We start from the raw sequence: 17931 nt of genomic DNA, 5'->3' as shown, positions 1-17931 counted from the left end.
TACGTGAGAGAATCAATCCTAATCCACGAATCGCAACGTAAACAAGGCGGCCTCCATCCGGCGGATCAAGTTCGCCTTTTTTGATTCCGGGGCATAGACAAAGCTTTCCGCTACGATAACCCGCCCTTTTTTCTTGTCGAGCAGGGCATGGCTGACGAACGGGCCGCCCATCTTATCTCCTTCCATACGCCAAAGACCACGCAATACGCCGCGGTATTCGCCACGGTAGGTGATCGGCTCGTAAGAAAGCTCGAAGCGCTTCTCAGTCTTCATATAAGAATTCGGGAAAGAGCCCGGTACGTTCCGCCTCACAACAGAATCACGCATAGCGACCAGATAATCTTCGGTAAATGCCTCTTGAGCCGTATAGGGAAAACTATATACCAAGATATCAGTCCGTCCCCGATTTGCGTTATTCGAGCCCCAAAAGAAATCGGTCTCTTCCTTATAGGCCGACATATCTTCCGGCACGAACAGCGAAATACCGAAACGGGACTTCAACTTCTCATTGATCCAACTGCTATGGCTCTTAGAAAGTCCAACTATCCAACGTTCCCTTTCCACTCGATTGAAATGGTTGACCAACCGTCCTTCATTTAATAAAAGGAACTCGGTTAAAGCAGCGGTAGTCGGAGCATACAGAGTCACAACATTCTGACCGCTGGCCCATTCATCGGGACTCTCTCTTGTTCCAGCTTTCGTATACCGGTTAGGATCTACGGATACGATCAAGATATTTCGTACGTATCGTAATAAACCGGAAAAGCCCGATGGCTCCGAATAGGTGACACGCATAGATGCTTCCGCTTGAGGCAAAGCAGGAATCGGCGCTCGCAATTGTTCTTGCAGCAACTCCCCCACCTCACCATTCCATGCGTCTCGATCCATTACAACCACCACCTCGAAAGGCCATCCGGTAGCCCGCCGTAGCGAGGCCACCGGAGAGGACGAAGTCCAATCACAAGCGGAAAGCCCCACCACTAGGCTAAGGCAGATCCATAGTAGTACAGTTTGTGTTCTCATAGCATTCCTGATTATTCGTTCTTAAAAATTAAATCACACACCGCAAAAGTACAGGAAGGATCGTAAAGAGGAAAGAAATGGTACCGGACAAAACAAGCGAACATCAAACAACTAATAATCAAACATATAAACCACGCAATGGGAGATAAACGGATAATATTGCCGGACAATCACGACAAACAAAATAACTTTAAGCTTTATAATAAACGGACATAGGCATCCAAATCCGTCTTTTCATCCAAGCCTAGACGTTTTTTTAAACGGCCTTTCGATTTGGTTAACGCATCCGGAGTATTATTAAACACGGCTAGTTGCTCCTTTCGGGAGAAATTCCATTTGATCAAGCAACATATTTCCTGCTCATGGCGGGTAATACTGTATTTATTTCTCAGATCGGTTAAGAAGTTATTAAACAGAAGATCGGTCATACCAATAATCTCAGCCCATTCCTCTTTACTTGGATTCACATGGAGAGGATCATCTTTAAGGGCACATAAAAGCTTAGGTACATCCACATCTACTTTTCCGGTAGCATTGTCCAATAAGTTATTATCGCCGGAAAGAACAAGGATCTCTCTCTCCAACTGCTCCATCTTCTGGCGATAGGCCGTCAGCTCCGTCTCGATCCGGTCATAAGCCTCCGAGCGGATGACCAGAGAATCCCGTTCCCGCTCCAAGCGTACGACTTGCTCTTGATAGGAGGCTAATTGTTGTTTATAGCGATACATATTCGCTTTATTCTGCCGAATGCGAGAACGGACAGATTCATTTCTCTCCCGGATACGTCCCGTACGTACTCCCAACAAAAAGCTAAATACCACCGCCACGATCAAGGCTAAGCAACCAGCCCCCCAATCAACAAATCCCCAAAACTCCCCCATCCCGGTTACCGTATGGATTTATTTCTCAGATAATCATAGATAGCCAATTGCGAACGCACTTTTACCGGATTATCATCACACTTAAAATTATTACGTAACTCGCCATCCAAATAACAAGCTTTCACGTTGTCACTTAGCTGGATATTCAAGATATCGATTATCTCCCTCTTCAGATCCGGATCAAGGATCGGGAAAGCCGTCTCGATCCGTCGGTTCAAATTCCGACGCATCCAATCAGCCGAGGTAAGGAAAAGATCCTCCTGACCATCATTCAGAAAATACCAAACCCGGGAATGCTCCAAAAACATATCCACGATACGAGTAACCCGGATGTTAGCGCTATAAGGTTGGTTCGGTACCAGGCAACAAATCCCCCGGACAATCAGATCGATCTCTACCCCCGCCTCACTCGCATGATAGAGTTCCTCGATCATATGTTGGTCATGCAGTCCGTTCATCTTTAATATGATCCGTCCTTTTCGGCCTTCCCGCACATGCTCGATCTCCCGCCGAATCCTACCAGTCAATTCCGAGACCATATTGAAACGGGCCACCAACAAATGGCGGAAAGTAGGTTCTTTCATACGCCCTTCCAAAACAGCGAATACTTTATTGATATCCGTAATAATCTCCGTATTCGAAGTCAATAACGCCATATCCGAATAGATCTTGGCCGTCTTCTCATTGAAATTACCAGTACTCAAATAGGCGAAATCACGCCGTTTAAGTCCCTCGGACGTATCCTTCCGAAGAATGACCGCAACCTTCGCATGTACTTTCAAGCCCGGAATACTATAAATGATACGAATACCGGCCTGCTCCATACGCTCTGCCGTACTCATATTATTCTCCTCGTCGAAACGGGCTTTCAATTCCACAAATACCGTCACTTTCTTACCATTCTGGGCAGCGCTGACCAGCGTATTAATCACGGCCGAATTCTCTGCCACTCGATACTGGGTAATCTTGATCTCATCCACCTTCGGATCAAAGGCCGCCTCCATCAAAAAGCGGATCAAATAATCAAACGACTCATAAGGGAAATGCAATAAGATATCCCGCTTCTTCACGGCCTTGAATACCGACCCCATCTCATCAAGGAAAGGCACACGCATAGGCACCGGTGGCTGCTGCTCCAAATGCTTTCCTGCCGGATTCGGCAATTTCATCAAGTCCTGCAAATTATTATATCGTCCACCTAACACCAAGTCCTCCGACGTAATACCAAAGGCATCGCAAACAAAAGCCAGAAAATCACCCGGCATCGCTTGATCATACATAAAACGGCTCAAGGCTCCGATCTTGCGCTTCTTCACCTTCTTACGGATATTCTCCACGATATTCGCCCGGCTCTCATCATCCAAATAAATATCCGCATCCCGGGAAATCTTGATGCTGTAACAGCCATCAATAATATAACCGGGAAAAACATTCTGTAAATTCGCACGGATAATGTCGTCGATAAACATGATATAATATTTCCCGTCATGCTGAGGCAACTCGATAAAACGGGGAACTTTCGCATAAGGAATCTTCATCAACGCATAATGATACTCGGGTACGAAGCCCGGCTCATTCATCCGCTTGCTCCGCTTAATCATACGGATCACAAGGTAAAGCCGACGATCCCGGATGAACGTACGTATATCACCGGCTTGAATCATGACCGGCGACAGGAATGGGAAAACCTCCTCATTAAAGAAATTATGGACAAACTCTTCATGGAAAGGTTCCGGCTTCTCATTCTGGTATAAGTAAACATTCTGGCGATTCAATTCCGGCAATATCTTCTCCGAGAAAATACGGTAATAGTCCCGTTGCTGGCGGTTAACCTCCCGGGTGATAGCCGCCAAGGTCTCTTCCGCCTCAGCTGCGCTCTCCTCCGAATAATTCTTTTTCATGATTACCCCCCGGTGTTCCGCAACCCGGATCTCATAAAATTCTTCCAGATTCGAGGAATAGATAGAAAGGAACTTAATACGCTCATAAATAGGCAGCGTATCATCTTCCGCTTCCAGCAAGACACGGTAGTTAAACGACAACCAGCTTAAGTCCCGTTTAAAATATTGATATGAATTCTCCATAATATTCTTATCTTAGGCGTGTAAATATAGATACTTTCGAGCAATAAAAGAAATTGTTATGATTAAAGTTGGATTGCTTTCAGACACCCATGCGTACTGGGATGATAAGTACGCCGAATATTTTAAAGATTGCGATGAAATCTGGCATGCGGGCGATATAGGCTCCGATCTTTTGGCCGCGAAATTCGAGGCATTGAAACCTTTCAGGGCCGTATACGGAAATATAGACGGACAAGCCATTCGCCTGCAATATCCTAAAGTAGCTCATTTCAAGGTAGAAGACGTGAACGTTATGATGACTCATATCGGAGGTTATCCGGGCCGCTACAATCCCGAGATCCGCAAAGAATTATACGATACACGGCCAAATCTATTCATCTCCGGACATTCGCATATCCTGAAAGTAGTATTCGATCGAAGCTTGAAGTGTCTGCATATGAATCCGGGAGCGGCTGGAAAAAGTGGCTTTCATCAAGTACGTACCTTATTACGTTTCGTTATTGCGGGAAAGGATATCAAAGATTTGGAAGTTATAGAGCTAGGGAATCGGGCATTATAAGATGATTAGTTACCGCAACAGAAACTCTCGGCGAAAAGAATCGTATTTTGCAAATAAGCGAACTCTTTCTCAAAATATTCGCTAAACACCCCGGAGCTCAAGTTCTCCTCGATTTGTTTCGCTGTCCAAAGCTTTCCGCTACGGCGCTTACATTGATTTAATTGCTCTTCCGTACGTAAACAAATAACATAGAGAGATACCAAATGTTTCACCTTCTCGTTCTCAAATGTATAACGGATCAGGAAGCGTGGAGCAATTGATTTATCTTGCGCCAAACTTCCGAGAGTCTCTTTGACCGTGCTATCTATACTATGTCGGAAGAGCACGTAATTATGGAACGGATAATCCATCGTATCCGGAGAGACAAACTCATCCTTACTTCGTCTCACCAGATATAACATACCATTATAAACAACGGCGATACGCACGATCGGATGATAGTATTTCTTCGGTAAAGAGCGGCTGACCGAACGTGCGATACAACCGATCACCTTCCCATTGTCATTCAATACGGGAAGCCACATTTCCTTTTTCAAGCTACCTTGCATCAAGGACAAACGTATTTGCTCATAAACAATGACCAAAACACCGATTACCAATCCCAACTCCCGGTATAAAAAACGTTCGGTACGCATATTCTGCATCGTTTCCGGCAAGATACTATATAACAAGATGATGAAAAGATGCAACGTGTACAGGTTCTGTACCAACTGAGCGAGGAAATAAAATTCGTTCAAGGTAGTACGAAGCAAAGTACGTTTAAAAGAGGGACGTTTCGAATCGCGTATACGTTGTATGACCGTTCTCCTCGTGAACCCCACGATCGCTAACGCCACGACCAGTAATACTTCCGTGATAAGAGGAGAGTATATAAACAACACAGGTTCAAGCTTGAGACAAAGAAATACGGAATATAAGACCAATGTGCCCGCCGATGGCAGAAGCATAAATTGGTATACCTTATCCTTGCTCAACACCTGAAACAAAAAAATACAAACAAAACAGAAAGTAACCCCAATTATAAAAGATAATAAATAAGAAAAATAGTTATCCAAAAACATGAATAACAACAATGGCAATAAACCTATCGCCTGATTATCTAGACCTTTCTTTACTCTGTTCATTCCTTCCCCCCCTTTAGTCCACTTTTATATTAATAACAACAAAGATTGTCAAAAGTTCATGAATCATATATGCTTTTCCGCATGGTACGACGAGCGTACCAGCGGAGCGCTCTCTACTTTCTTAAAACCTTTGCCAACGGCTTGTTGTCTATAATATTCAAAGCATTCAGGAGTCACATATTCAGAGACGGGAATATTCTTGCGAGAGGGCTGTAAATACTGCCCGATTGTTAAAACAGAAACACCCGCCAGCAAAACATCATCCATTAATTCAAGCACCTCATCCTCGGTCTCGCCCAGTCCGACCATGATACCAGTCTTGGCTACCACACCCCGCTCAGCGATTCGTCGTAAAACGGATAAGCTCACGTCATACTTTGCGGCGCTACGCACTTGCGGACTGATACGGCGTACAGTCTCCATATTATGGGAGATAATCTCAGGCGCCGCATCCACGACCTGATCAACCAGATCCAATCGTCCTTGAAAATCCGGGATTAAGACTTCCACAGTCGTTTGAGGATTCACCTCTTTGATCGTACGGATCGTATTTACCCAATGAGAAGCGCCTAAGTCTGGTAAGTCATCACGATCAACGGACGTGATCACCGCATGCTTGAGATTCATTAAACGGATGCTCTCCGCTACATTCGCAGGCTCTTTCGGGTCCAACGGAAGAGGTTTACCCGTTAGCGTATTACAAAAACGACAAGAGCGAGTACAGATCTCACCACCGATCATGAATGTAGCTGTTCCCCGACTCCAACATTCACCCATATTCGGGCATTTACCACTTGTGCATATTGTGTGAAGGCAATGAGATTCAACAATACTTTTTGTCTTCGTGAATTGCTCATTTCCGCCAAGCCGGATCTTCAACCAATCCGGCTTTCTTAAATGCTGCGCCATGTCTTACAAATTATTGAATAAATAATTAGCCATCTTCGTATACAAATGGTAACGGGTATTACCACCGTATATGCTATGATTCCGATCTTTATAAACATGCATATCGAACTGCTTACCCGCTTGAACCAAAGCCTCGGCATATTCCATTGTTTGCATAAAATGAACATTATCATCGGCGGTTCCATGAACCAGCAATAACTTGCCTTGCAAGTTTTTCACCCGGCGTAACGGGGAGGTAGCCGCATAGCCCTCGAAATTCTCTTGCGGGGTACGCATGAAACGCTCCGTATAAACGGAGTCGTAATATTTCCAGTCCGTCGGAGGAGCCACGGCGATACCCACCTTAAACGTTCCGTTTCCGGTACTCAAGGCCATCAACGTGTTATAACCTCCGAAACTCCAACCCCAGATCGCAATACGATCCTTATCGATATAAGGTAACTTGCCCAACGCTTGCGCAGCCTCCACTTGGTCTCTGGATTCCAGCTCGCCCATTCTCAAATAAGTACATTTACGGAATGCCTCACCACGGGCACCGGTTCCACGACCATCCACACATACCACGATAATACCATTTGAGGCCAGATATTGCTCCCAATCGAAACCGTATTGATCCAATACTTGCTGGGAGTTAGGACCACTATATTGCGTCATCATCACCGGATATTTCTTTGACGGGTCAAAATCAGCGGGTTTTACGATCCAAGCGTTGAACTCATAATCCGAAGCCGTATGTACCTTCATAAATTCCTTCTTAGCAAAAACATATTCCTTCAGCTTACTCTTCAACGCGGCGTTATCTTGCAGAACACGTAGTTCCTTTTTGGTCTTCGTCTCATTCACCGTAATCTTCGCCGGGGTATTCGCATTGGAATAGGTATTCACGAAATAAGCGAAATTGTCACTAAAGACCGCCTTATTCATACCCTCTTCCGTAGAGAGTTTTGTCTTCACGCCTTTAGCGTCGATCTTATAGATAGAACGGCGGATCGGGCTTTCTTCGGCAGACTCGTAATAGAAAGTCTTCGTATTCTCATCCACGCCCAAGAACTTCGTGACATCCCAGTTCCCTTGAGTTACCTGACGTTGCATAACACCTGTCGGGGAATACAAATAAATATGAGAATAGCCATCTTGTTCACTCACATAGGTAAACCCATTGTTCAAGAACTGGATAGAAGTCAACCAATCAGAATCCACGTAGCATTTATTTTCCTCACGCAAGATCAAACGGAACACACCGCTCTTCGGATTTGCATAATACATATTGAATACATTCTGCTGGCGGTTCAATGTCATGATAGCCAACTGATCCGGATTCTGCGTGAAAGTAATGCGGGGAATATAGAAGTCACCTTCTACCGGGACCTTCATCTCCTTCGTGTCTTTGGTGACTACGCTATAAGAATGTACGGAAACCTTTGAATTCTTCTGCCCGGCCTTCGGATATTTATATTCGTAATACCCCGGATAAAGTCCCTCACCATACATCTGCATAGAATATTCGGGCACCTCGGACTCGTCAAAACGGACAAAGGCCAGATACTCGCTATCCGGAGACCACGCCATTAGATTTGTCACCGCAAATTCTTCCTCATACACCCAATCCGTGATGCCATTCAATATCTTATTCAACTCACCGTCCTTGGTGACTTGTACCTCCGTGTCGAAATCAAACTTACGTATCCAAATATTATTATCCCGTACATAAGCGCACATACGACCATCCGGCGAGAAAGTCGGGATCATTTGCTTACCCTTGGCATCGGAAATAGGCTTCACATAATTACGACGCACGTCATAATCATAAACCACCGCCTTAGTAGAGCGACGATAAATAGACTCCGTATCCCTCCAAACCAAGATATGATGCCCGGTACTGCTGATTGTATATCCATCAAAATCCGTAAAGGTACATTCACGAGCTTTACGGGCATTAAACAATGTATCCACAGGATTTCCCGTACGATAGGAATATTTAATGATCATACTCTTATCGGCGTTCATGGCTGTGTAGTGTTCTCCATCCGGCAAGGATCGCATCTCTCCGATAGCCGTCACTTGACGAAATTTCCCATCGGTTATTTCTTTTAAGTCAACATGCTTGCTTCCGGTTTGTGCGGCCACACTTCCGAATACGGCCAACGAAAGCAATAAACTAAAACCTAATCGTTTCATTTATACTCTTATTATTTCTGTTTGAGACGCGAAGTTAGCATAAAAAACAATACCACTAACAGAGATTCTCTATTTCCTCAGTACAACATGTAGGACAGCCATTTTTATAGCCCGAAAAATACGGCAGTACTTACTTGCCCATAGAATATATACTGCAAGTGGCAAAGGATATATACTTACTTGGCCAAGTAAGTACTGCGTTTTCCGGTTATATAAGTTATGGCACTCATTAATTTCCGCAAGACAAAGAATGACTCCACCTTGAAAAAATAGCGACAACAGCCCTTACCGGTCTATTATCGCCATTCTAACGATGAAATAATAGTTATTATGAACCATTAGTTTTTAAACAATCATAAATCACAAAGTTCTATCTTAATGTTTTACAACGACATTCAATGTCTGCGCATTTTCATCCGCAGTCTTTACATGCAAAATATAAATACCGTTCAACAAAGAAGAAACATCGATATTCAAGTTAACAACACTTTCACCTTGGCCTTTCACCGTGTTTTGATAAACACAAGTTCCCGTACTACTATACAATCCTATACTATATGTCGAAGACATGCTCAATATGGGTCGCTGCTCCGTAGCCCCCATAGCAAACGCTCCATCCTGCAAAGTCTGCATTTCCGCATTTGGCGCAATCTGTACTTGCAATGTAGAGCTTACCGGATTCCGTAAAACAGAAAGGCTATAAGTTCCTGACACATAAAGCCATCCTATTACTTGCCATTCACCCCAACCATAACTATTGTGAGCACGAGCAGAAAGATAGCAAGAACGAGGAGTGCTCGAACGATATACTTTTACACTGGATTTACTTGAGTTTTGAGCAACAACAGACCAATCACTCGGATAATCACTCTTCCATTCATATTGATCGACGTTGTAACGAGAATCACAAGAGACAGCAGCAGTAAATGATTGATCATTATCTTTTCTGAAAGTTTCAACAGATGGTTTAGGTGGTACTGTATTATACGTAGGATCCGGATAACTATAATATCTTAATCCCGAGGAATTATAGGGACAGTCGTTTATTGAATGCTCAAAAAGCGGTGATTTTCCCCATTTAGATATCAAATATCCGCTTCGAGAAGATGTTACAGCTGAATGATCATCATTTGGGAAAGATACTTTACAGTATTTACCTGACGTATTGGTGGTTTGCACGAAGCTACCATCATTCCAAAACGCATCATCCCCTGGAGTATTGATCCAAACATAACTATGCCCTTCAGAACAATACCAAGCATAGGCATGGCAATTGTAAGCGCAAGTTGCTTCTCCTTTGAATACGATTCGGTTATTATAATAACTCAACCATTCATTTTTATATTCATTTTTTTTAGAACTACTTAGCTCACCACTTGTTAATTGTAGCGCAGAAACCGCAGTGCCTTTTGGGGTATAAATAGTAGTATTGCTATATACCGCATTATCAGCAAAAGGTTGTATCGATCCACCCGCAATCAACAGGTCAATAGGATCACTATTTAATGCTTGGTTTGATTTTACAGTGGGATGCCCCAAGATCTTATTCATAAGAATCAAAGAAGATTGATAATCCGACGTAGAATATTCTACAGGATCTTCCATTTTTTGGTACAATTTCTTACGGGCTTCTCCCAACAAGTCCATACGATCAGTTTCACTCATTTTGTTGATAATCGCATCTTGAGCTAATAACAATTCAAAATAAGACCTTTTGAGAGACCAAGAAGTTTGATTGATAGCGTTGCTTTTAGGAGCCATCCTAGCTGCATCCATTTGCTTGTAAACAGATAACAACTCTACTGGTGCATCTGCTCGCTTCATCAATTCTTGTAATCCGTTAAAATTATGGATATTGATATCTATCCCGTCCTGTGGGTTATTGAATGCAGTAAAATAAAGCCAAGCAGGATAGTTCATACAAGTGATGACCAAGTCTTGAGTACTCATACTCACCAACTGGTCTTCCGGGATCTGCATAGCAGAAAAACGATCTTCTTCTGTGACTAAATTGCTCCATGTTTCCGTACCCGGTCTTACAGGGAAATTATAAACTTGCGCTTGTGATAAAACTGAAAGAACGCAAGCGATAGCGACAAATAAAAAACACTTTTTCATGGTATCATTATTTTATTGTGGTTTGTAAACCGCATGTTTATCCGTATCTTCTAAAGACAATATAAGTTTATTAAGATCTTTCTCAAACGGATACGTTTTCAGATCATTCGTATTACTACTGTGAATAGGAAACAAACTAATAGAGTCCGCATTTACATGATACGAATATGGAACAATATAAGAAGGATCAAAATTCTCATAAATAAGAGTACCACTATCCTTCCATGATTTAGAATCGGAGAAATAGAGTTTCCCCTTAGGACCGACACCAACATCATCGCTGCAACCGACAACACTAATGATTGTCATTAAAGCAACTAACTTAAACAAAAATTTCATTTTCATAGGCTTTCACTTTAAAAATGGTACAACATATATAAATTATCCCGATAATGACTCTAAAGCGTTTTTAGTAGCTTTGTAAAATAATAAAATCAACAACATTAAAATAGATCAACAAGGAACAAAGTCAAATACAGTATATCTATCTCATTAAATTTATCAACAAGACAAATATACTAAAATAGTAAAACACCAACAAAAAAAACATCAAAAAAAACAGGATTATGCTCTCGTCAAAACACGTACGTGTTTTCAGAAAAACATGTACGACTTTTTTGGAAAACACGTACGTGTTTTTCAAAAGACTTCTCTTACCTTTGCCCTATGGAAAAGACGAAACGATATTACGAATACGGCAAGTTCCTTCAGGAACGTTTTGACCATAAAGTACAGAAGATCTCCATCAACGCCGGCTTCACCTGCCCGAACCGAGACGGGGCGAAAGGATGGGGCGGCTGTACTTATTGTAATAACCAAACATTCAGTCCGGAATACTGCCATACGGAGAAAAGCGTTACCGAGCAATTAGAGGAAGGCGTACGTTTTTTTTCCCGCAAATATCCGGATATGCGGTATCTGGCCTACTTCCAAGCCTACACGAATACATACGACCGATTAGACTCTCTTATTCGCAAATATGAGGAAGCGCTTGCCTATCCCGGAGTGGAAGGATTGATTGTCGGCACTCGTCCGGACTGTATGCCGGAAGGTTTATTGGATTATTTCGCAGAGCTTTCCCAGCGAAAATTCGTCATGATTGAATATGGATTGGAAAGTACGCTTGATAAGACCTTAGTCCGCATAAACAGAGGGCATACCCACGAAGAATCGGAATCCGCTATCCGTCGTACGGCGGCAAAAGGTATTTACACCGGGGCACACCTGATACTCGGACTACCGGGAGAAAGTAGGGATGAAATATTACACCATGCGGATGTCTTATCACGCCTCCCGATCACGACACTTAAACTGCACCAATTGCAGCTAATCAAGAATACCCGCATGGCGAAAGAGTTCAAGGAAGATCCTTCTGATTTCCATTTATATACGGCTGATGAATATATCGAATTAGTGATTGACTTCATAGAACGACTGAACCCCTCTATCGTAGTAGAGAGGTTCGTATCACAATCCCCCAAAGAGCTACTGATCGCACCGGATTGGGGTTTAAAGAATTTCGAATTTACCGCTAAGGTAAATAAGCGGATCGAGGAAAGAGATACATGGCAAGGACGACTATTTCAAGTCTAAGGCGACATCACCATAAAAGGTAATAGCCTGTTTATTCACGGGTGTCACATTGATTGTCACCGAGCCATTCGGATAGACTTCCACCCGAAACATGTATACATCCTCTTTGGTCTTTACACGGAACTTGATTTCGGAACTACCTTTCTTTTCAGAGGTTTGCTCCTTCTCTGTCGCCACTTCTTTAAACGTCAAGCCCTCTCCACCACCATAAGGAGCAGAGTAAGCACGTCCAAAGTAAGGAAGATAAGACAGGATCGAGTCACCATGTATTTCCAATGAGTAGGGGGAAGTAAGATTGACGGATCTCCCGGCCATCGGTACGGCACGATCCACATCGATCTTAATACGACCGCTATCCACGATCTCCCTCACCACTCTCTCTTTTTGCTCCTTCCGCTCTTGCTTACTTTGAGCAAAAAGGGATTGCCCCGCACAAAAAAGGACAATCCCTAAAAATCCAACTAACCTTGTTAATCTCATAACCTTAATAAACTAAACACACTATTAATCACTCTATATAGTAAAGACAATCCTTCGGGTGAATAGTTTAATCTAAAAAGGTCAAATTAAGGCTGTTTATATTTCATTATCATATTAACGCAAATTATCCAAGATATAATCCTGTACGGTAAAATCTTTCCGTACGATCGTATCACCGGGCACACGTTCGTCTGTCGTGATCGCTAAATTCTCATCGCCTAAGACTTGACGGCTCAAGAAGCTCATGATATCGTATTGGTTCCGGGACATAGGGAGCCCAGAGATCTCATGCCCCGCATTCTCTACCTTATAAAAATAATAGGAAGCTTGAAGATTTTCCAGACTTTTCGCTACAGCGGATGATCCCCATAAACCGCCGAGGTTCTCCATAGCGGCTTGTTCAAAAGGAACGGTTTTATCCGCATCGCCATGGAATAGCATAATCGGACAAGGCATCTTTTCCCAATGTGGAGGAAGCACACCAGAGACCGCACCGGCATATGAGATCACACCGGCATAGTTGAAACCAGCCGGTAGCCTTTTCGCCAACTCATGTCCGTTACATAAATCATACTCTGCCTGCAATACCGTAATCGCCCCGGCACTCGAACCGCTCGCTACGATCTGCTCCACATCGATGTTCCAATCCGAGCTTTGGTTGATCACGAAACCGGTAGCATCATAAAAATCCTCTACCGCCGTATCGATCGCATGCTGCAAGGCTGCGATAAAGTCCATTGGAGAAGAGACTTTAGAAGGATCCAGATTCTTCAAGGTGGTACGATAATCCGTAGAAACGACCACAAATCCGTTTCGGGCGAGGAACTCGAAATAGGGAATATATCCTTTATCCGCCTTATCTCCCCCTTTAAACCCACCGCCAAAAGCAAAAATCATCACAGGCTTTTTTGAGGCGGGCGACATAGAAGTCAACTCATACTTGTCCAAGGACAATGTATCTGTCCCTTTTATAGAGAATACGAAATTCTCTTTTTGAACTTCCACATTCGCCACAGGTTTAGGCTGCATACAGGCGAACGAACAGACGATCCATAAAGCAAATAGCGAATACACCCAATTTCTGTTCATCTTATTTTCGTATTAGAGGTTATTTTGTTCCTTCCTTCAAACCATCCAAGAACTTATCCACTTTTTTGGCAGCGTCTTTCACGCCCGCTTTCATTTTCAATCCGGCGTATGTCGCTTGCAATTTAATGATCTCCGCTTTCTCATCAGCGTTTAACTCTTCCTCGAACTTGGCGTAAATATCCGTGGATAGATCCGAGAATTTCAGATCCGCCTTCTTCCAGTCCTTATCGGTATAATCAGCGGCCTCCATTTCCACCTTATCTACAAAATCACTAAACTCCTTCACATATGAATCCTTTGATTGGCAGGCGCTCAAAGCGAACATAACCAATAACATGAATAGTACTTTCTTCATCTTTTAATTAAAAATTAATTTGTTATACAACACAAATATATGCAAAAAGGTTAAACCCTTGTATATGTCGTATAACTTTACGTAATTTGCTATCCTATTTTCTTAATCAGATTAATAAATTTATGGAGAAAAAACATCAGTACCGAGGATTAACCAAACAAGAAGTAGAAGAGAGCAGGCGCCTTCACGGCGAGAATGTACTTACCCCGCCCAAGAAAGCTTCGTTATGGAGCCAATTCTTGGAGAAATTCGAAGATCCTATTATTCGTATATTATTAGTGGCATGGCTCTTGTCCATGATAATCGCTGGCGTACATTGCTGGGGACCTGAGGCGAAAGGTTTTACGGCCTTCTTGGAGCCGATCGGCATTTTCTTCGCAATCATGCTTGCCAGTTGCGTGGGCTTTTTCTTCGAGGTGAAAGCGAACAAGGCATTCGATATCTTGAATACAGTCAATGATGATATTTTAGTGAAGGTAATCCGTGACGGGAATATCTGCCAAATACCGAAAAAAGAGGTCGTCGTAGGCGATATCGTTGTTTTGGAGACAGGTGAGGAAATTCCCGCAGATGGACATTTGCTTGAAGCCATCTCCCTACAGATCAACGAATCCACACTAACCGGTGAACCGATTATCAGCAAGACAACAAACGAGGCGGATTTCGATACGGAAGCGACTTATCCGTCCAATGTAGTCATGCGAGGAACGACGGTCGTGGACGGACATGGCGTAATGCAAGTAGAAAAGGTGGGTGACGCTACCGGATACGGTAAGGTCTACGAAGGCTCGCAAATCGAGAGCGATGTAGAGACTCCTTTACAAATACAGTTGAAAGGCTTGGCTAGCGTGATCAGTAAAGCCGGATACACGATCGCCGGAGTGACGTTCATCGCCTTGACCGTAAAATTCCTTTTATCAGATAGTTTCCCCGGGATGCCGGCGATGGACATCATCGCCCATATCCTCAACTACTTTATGGTAGCGGTTACGTTGATCGTGGTATCCGTTCCGGAAGGATTACCGATGAGTGTCACGTTAAGTTTGGCCCTCAGCATGAACCGTATGTTGAAGACGAATAATCTTGTCCGCAAAATGCACGCCTGTGAGACCATGGGAGCGACTACCGTAATTTGTACGGACAAGACCGGAACGTTGACGCAGAACCAAATGCAAGTCTACCAAACGAATTTCTACAACCTGAAAGACCAAAAGCTTGGGGAGGATGAGTTAAGTAACCTGATCAAAGAAGGTATCTCCACGAACTCCACGGCATTCCTCGATTTCTCGGAAGAAAAGGTAAAAACCCTTGGAAACCCGACGGAGGCCGCCCTTTTACTCTGGTTGAACGGACAACACCAAAATTATCTGGAATTAAGAGAGAACGCTACGATCCTAGATCAATTGACCTTCTCTACGGAACGGAAATATATGGCTACAATCGTACAATCACCGTTACTCGGCAAGAAGGTACTTTACGTGAAAGGTGCTCCCGAAATCGTACTGGCCAACAGTAACCGGGTGGCGATAGACGGAACTTACAAACCGGTGGCGGAATGTAAAGCCGGCATCGAAAAACAATTATTGGATTACCAGAACCAAGCGATGCGTACGCTTGGCTTCGCTTACCAGATAATCGAGGATGGAATGGATGAGACCTTCTTCGTTGAGGGTCGTTTACATGATACGGATTTAACGTACCTAGGTATCGTCGCTATCTCCGATCCGGTACGTGCGGATGTGCCCCCCGCTGTTCAAAGTTGCTTGGACGCAGGTATCGACGTGAAGATCGTCACCGGAGATACACCGGGTACGGCTAAAGAAATCGGACGACAGATCGGTACGTGGAAAGCGAATGATACCGACCGGAACATTATCACGGGTCCCGCATTCGAGACGCTTAGCGACCAAGAGGCCTTGGATCGTGTCTTAGACTTGAAGATCATGTGCCGTGCCCGTCCTACGGACAAACAGCGTTTGGTACAATTATTACAGCAGAAAGGCGCCGTGGTAGCGGTTACCGGCGACGGGACAAACGATGCCCCCGCCTTGAAAGCGGCACAAGTAGGCCTCTCCATGGGTGACGGTACTTCAGTTGCCAAGGAAGCCAGCGACATTACGATTATCGACAACTCGTTCAGTAGCATTACCCGTGCGGTGATGTGGGGACGTTCCTTGTACCGGAATATCCAGAAATTCTTGTTATTCCAATTGACCATCAATGTAGCCGCTTGTTTGATCGTGCTATTGGGTTCTTTATTAGGTACGGAATCTCCTTTGACTATCACGCAGATGTTATGGGTAAACTTGATCATGGATACATTCGCTGCCGGGGCGTTGGCCTCTCTCCCACCGAATGAGCGAGTGATGAAAGATAAACCTCGCCGGAGCGGTAAGGATGGAGATTTCATTATCACCCGCCCGATGGCCTATAATATTTTCGGCGTCGGATTCGCTTTTGTCGTAATCTTGATGGGCTTGTTGTTCTATTTCCATGCGCAAGACGGTTTAACGCCGCATGATTTATCGTGGTTCTTCAGCTTCTTCGTGATGCTACAGTTCTGGAATATGTTTAACGCAAAGGCATTTATGGAAGGACGTTCCGCTTTTGCCAATTTAAAGGATAGTAAAAGTTTCTTGCTGGTCGCTTTACTGATTTTGATTGGTCAATACTTGATCGTCACTTTTGGAGGCGAGATGTTCAGCGTAATACCTTTGTCCTTGAAAGATTGGGCGATCATTATCGGATCTTCCTCTCTGGTTTTATGGATCGGTGAGTTATTCAGGTTATTCAAAAGATAAATATATATTGTACAACTTGTAGAGACAGGACACGCTCCGTCTCTACAACTGAAAATAGTACACCTATATGATATATCAACCTAGCTATAAATAGCTATTTCCTTATTCCATTTCGTTTTTTAACTTCGCATCTCAAATTATTTAAATCATGGAACATCTATTAGAATTAGCGAAAAGAAACCAAGAAAGAGCTTGGGAAGTGATCCGGCAAACCGACATTATAAATATCTGGAAATCTGTCGGGGCGGAAATAAACTTAGTAGGCTCCTTAAATATGGGACTACTCATGAAACATAAGGATATCGACTTCCATATTTACACCTCTCCCTTCCGTATATCCGACAGCTTCCAAGCGATGGCCCGACTAGCGGAGAACCCGCTCATTAAACGAATCGAATACGGAAACTCGCTCGATACGGAAGAACAATGCGTAGAGTGGCACGCATGGTTCCAAGATCCGGATAACGAACTCTGGCAAATTGATATGATCCATATCGTAAAAGGTTCCCGTTATGACGGTTATTTCGAGAAAATGGCCGAACGTATAACCGCCGTACTGACTGACGAGACCCGGCAGGCCATCTTAAAACTGAAATATGAGACACCGGATACAGTGAAAATCATGGGCGTGGAATATTACCAAGCAGTCATTCAAGACGGCGTGCGTACATATGCGGAATTAGAGGACTGGAAAAAACAACATCCAGTCACAGGCGTTATCGAATGGATTCCATAAG

Annotated in this window: 15 protein-coding genes; 4 read left to right on the top strand and 11 right to left on the bottom strand. The window is 43.6% G+C overall.

Annotation, left to right across the window (positions count from 1 at the left end; genetic code table 11):
* Window positions 1–18 precede the first annotated feature (18 nt).
* From DW205_RS04640 to DW205_RS04630, 3 genes are all read right to left on the bottom strand, one after another.
* Complete coding sequence (locus DW205_RS04640) at window positions 19–1023, bottom strand: DUF4837 family protein (RefSeq protein WP_005864239.1); 1005 nt, start codon at window positions 1021–1023, stop codon at window positions 19–21.
* Window positions 1024–1220: 197 nt separating this feature from the next.
* On the bottom strand, window positions 1221–1904 hold the full coding sequence (locus tag DW205_RS04635; RefSeq protein WP_005864237.1) for a hypothetical protein: 684 nt from the start codon (window positions 1902–1904) through the stop codon (window positions 1221–1223).
* 5 nt (window positions 1905–1909) lie between these two features.
* Window positions 1910–3988 (bottom strand): RNA degradosome polyphosphate kinase, encoded by a 2079-nt coding sequence (locus DW205_RS04630; RefSeq protein WP_005864235.1) that lies wholly within the window; start codon window positions 3986–3988, stop codon window positions 1910–1912.
* A gap of 58 nt (window positions 3989–4046) precedes the next feature.
* Between DW205_RS04630 and DW205_RS04625 the strand changes: the two genes are divergently transcribed.
* Window positions 4047–4547, top strand: coding sequence for a metallophosphoesterase (locus DW205_RS04625; protein ID WP_005864233.1), 501 nt, complete (start codon window positions 4047–4049; stop codon window positions 4545–4547).
* 5 nt (window positions 4548–4552) lie between these two features.
* Here DW205_RS04625 and DW205_RS04620 read toward each other — a convergent pair whose 3' ends face one another.
* The 5 genes from DW205_RS04620 to DW205_RS04600 form a co-directional block, all read right to left on the bottom strand.
* Complete coding sequence (locus tag DW205_RS04620) at window positions 4553–5671, bottom strand: hypothetical protein (RefSeq protein WP_005864231.1); 1119 nt, start codon at window positions 5669–5671, stop codon at window positions 4553–4555.
* A 63-nt stretch (window positions 5672–5734) separates the two neighbouring features.
* Window positions 5735–6580, bottom strand: coding sequence for a lipoyl synthase (gene lipA / locus DW205_RS04615; protein WP_005864229.1), 846 nt, complete (start codon window positions 6578–6580; stop codon window positions 5735–5737).
* A gap of 3 nt (window positions 6581–6583) precedes the next feature.
* Window positions 6584–8758 carry a S9 family peptidase gene (locus DW205_RS04610; RefSeq protein WP_005864227.1) on the bottom strand — a complete coding sequence of 725 codons (2175 nt, stop codon included), beginning with the start codon at window positions 8756–8758 and terminating at the stop codon, window positions 6584–6586.
* A 375-nt stretch (window positions 8759–9133) separates the two neighbouring features.
* Complete coding sequence (locus DW205_RS04605; protein WP_008778701.1) at window positions 9134–10876, bottom strand: T9SS type A sorting domain-containing protein; 1743 nt, start codon at window positions 10874–10876, stop codon at window positions 9134–9136.
* A gap of 12 nt (window positions 10877–10888) precedes the next feature.
* Entirely contained in the window at window positions 10889–11221 is a 333-nt protein-coding gene (locus DW205_RS04600; RefSeq protein ID WP_005867279.1) for a lipoprotein, read from the bottom strand.
* Between the two features lie 321 nt (window positions 11222–11542).
* Here DW205_RS04600 and DW205_RS04595 point away from each other — a divergent pair, with 321 nt between their 5' ends.
* Entirely contained in the window at window positions 11543–12469 is a 927-nt protein-coding gene (locus DW205_RS04595; RefSeq protein WP_005867278.1) for a TIGR01212 family radical SAM protein, read from the top strand.
* Here DW205_RS04595 and DW205_RS04590 read toward each other — a convergent pair.
* The 3 genes from DW205_RS04590 to DW205_RS04580 form a co-directional block, all read right to left on the bottom strand.
* On the bottom strand, window positions 12455–12949 hold the full coding sequence (locus tag DW205_RS04590; RefSeq protein ID WP_005854264.1) for a DUF4251 domain-containing protein: 495 nt from the start codon (window positions 12947–12949) through the stop codon (window positions 12455–12457). The two genes, DW205_RS04595 and DW205_RS04590, sit on opposite strands and share 15 nt — an antisense overlap.
* Window positions 12950–13063: 114 nt before the next feature.
* Window positions 13064–14038: a S9 family peptidase gene (locus tag DW205_RS04585; RefSeq protein ID WP_005867275.1), complete on the bottom strand. Its 975-nt coding sequence runs from the start codon at window positions 14036–14038 to the stop codon at window positions 13064–13066.
* 19 nt (window positions 14039–14057) lie between these two features.
* On the bottom strand, window positions 14058–14393 hold the full coding sequence (locus DW205_RS04580; protein ID WP_005867274.1) for a DUF6565 domain-containing protein: 336 nt from the start codon (window positions 14391–14393) through the stop codon (window positions 14058–14060).
* Window positions 14394–14515: 122 nt separating this feature from the next.
* On the opposite strand from DW205_RS04580, the gene DW205_RS04575 reads away from it, so the two are divergent.
* On the top strand, window positions 14516–17194 hold the full coding sequence (locus DW205_RS04575; RefSeq protein ID WP_005867270.1) for a calcium-translocating P-type ATPase, PMCA-type: 2679 nt from the start codon (window positions 14516–14518) through the stop codon (window positions 17192–17194).
* 148 nt (window positions 17195–17342) lie between these two features.
* Window positions 17343–17930 carry a hypothetical protein gene (locus tag DW205_RS04570; protein WP_048927535.1) on the top strand — a complete coding sequence of 196 codons (588 nt, stop codon included), beginning with the start codon at window positions 17343–17345 and terminating at the stop codon, window positions 17928–17930.
* Window position 17931: the final 1 nt, after the last annotated feature.

The sequence above is a fragment of the Parabacteroides sp. AM17-47 genome (assembly GCF_003434625.1).
GTDB lineage: Bacteria > Bacteroidota > Bacteroidia > Bacteroidales > Tannerellaceae > Parabacteroides > Parabacteroides distasonis.
This window is presented reverse-complemented; position numbering and strand designations above follow the sequence as displayed.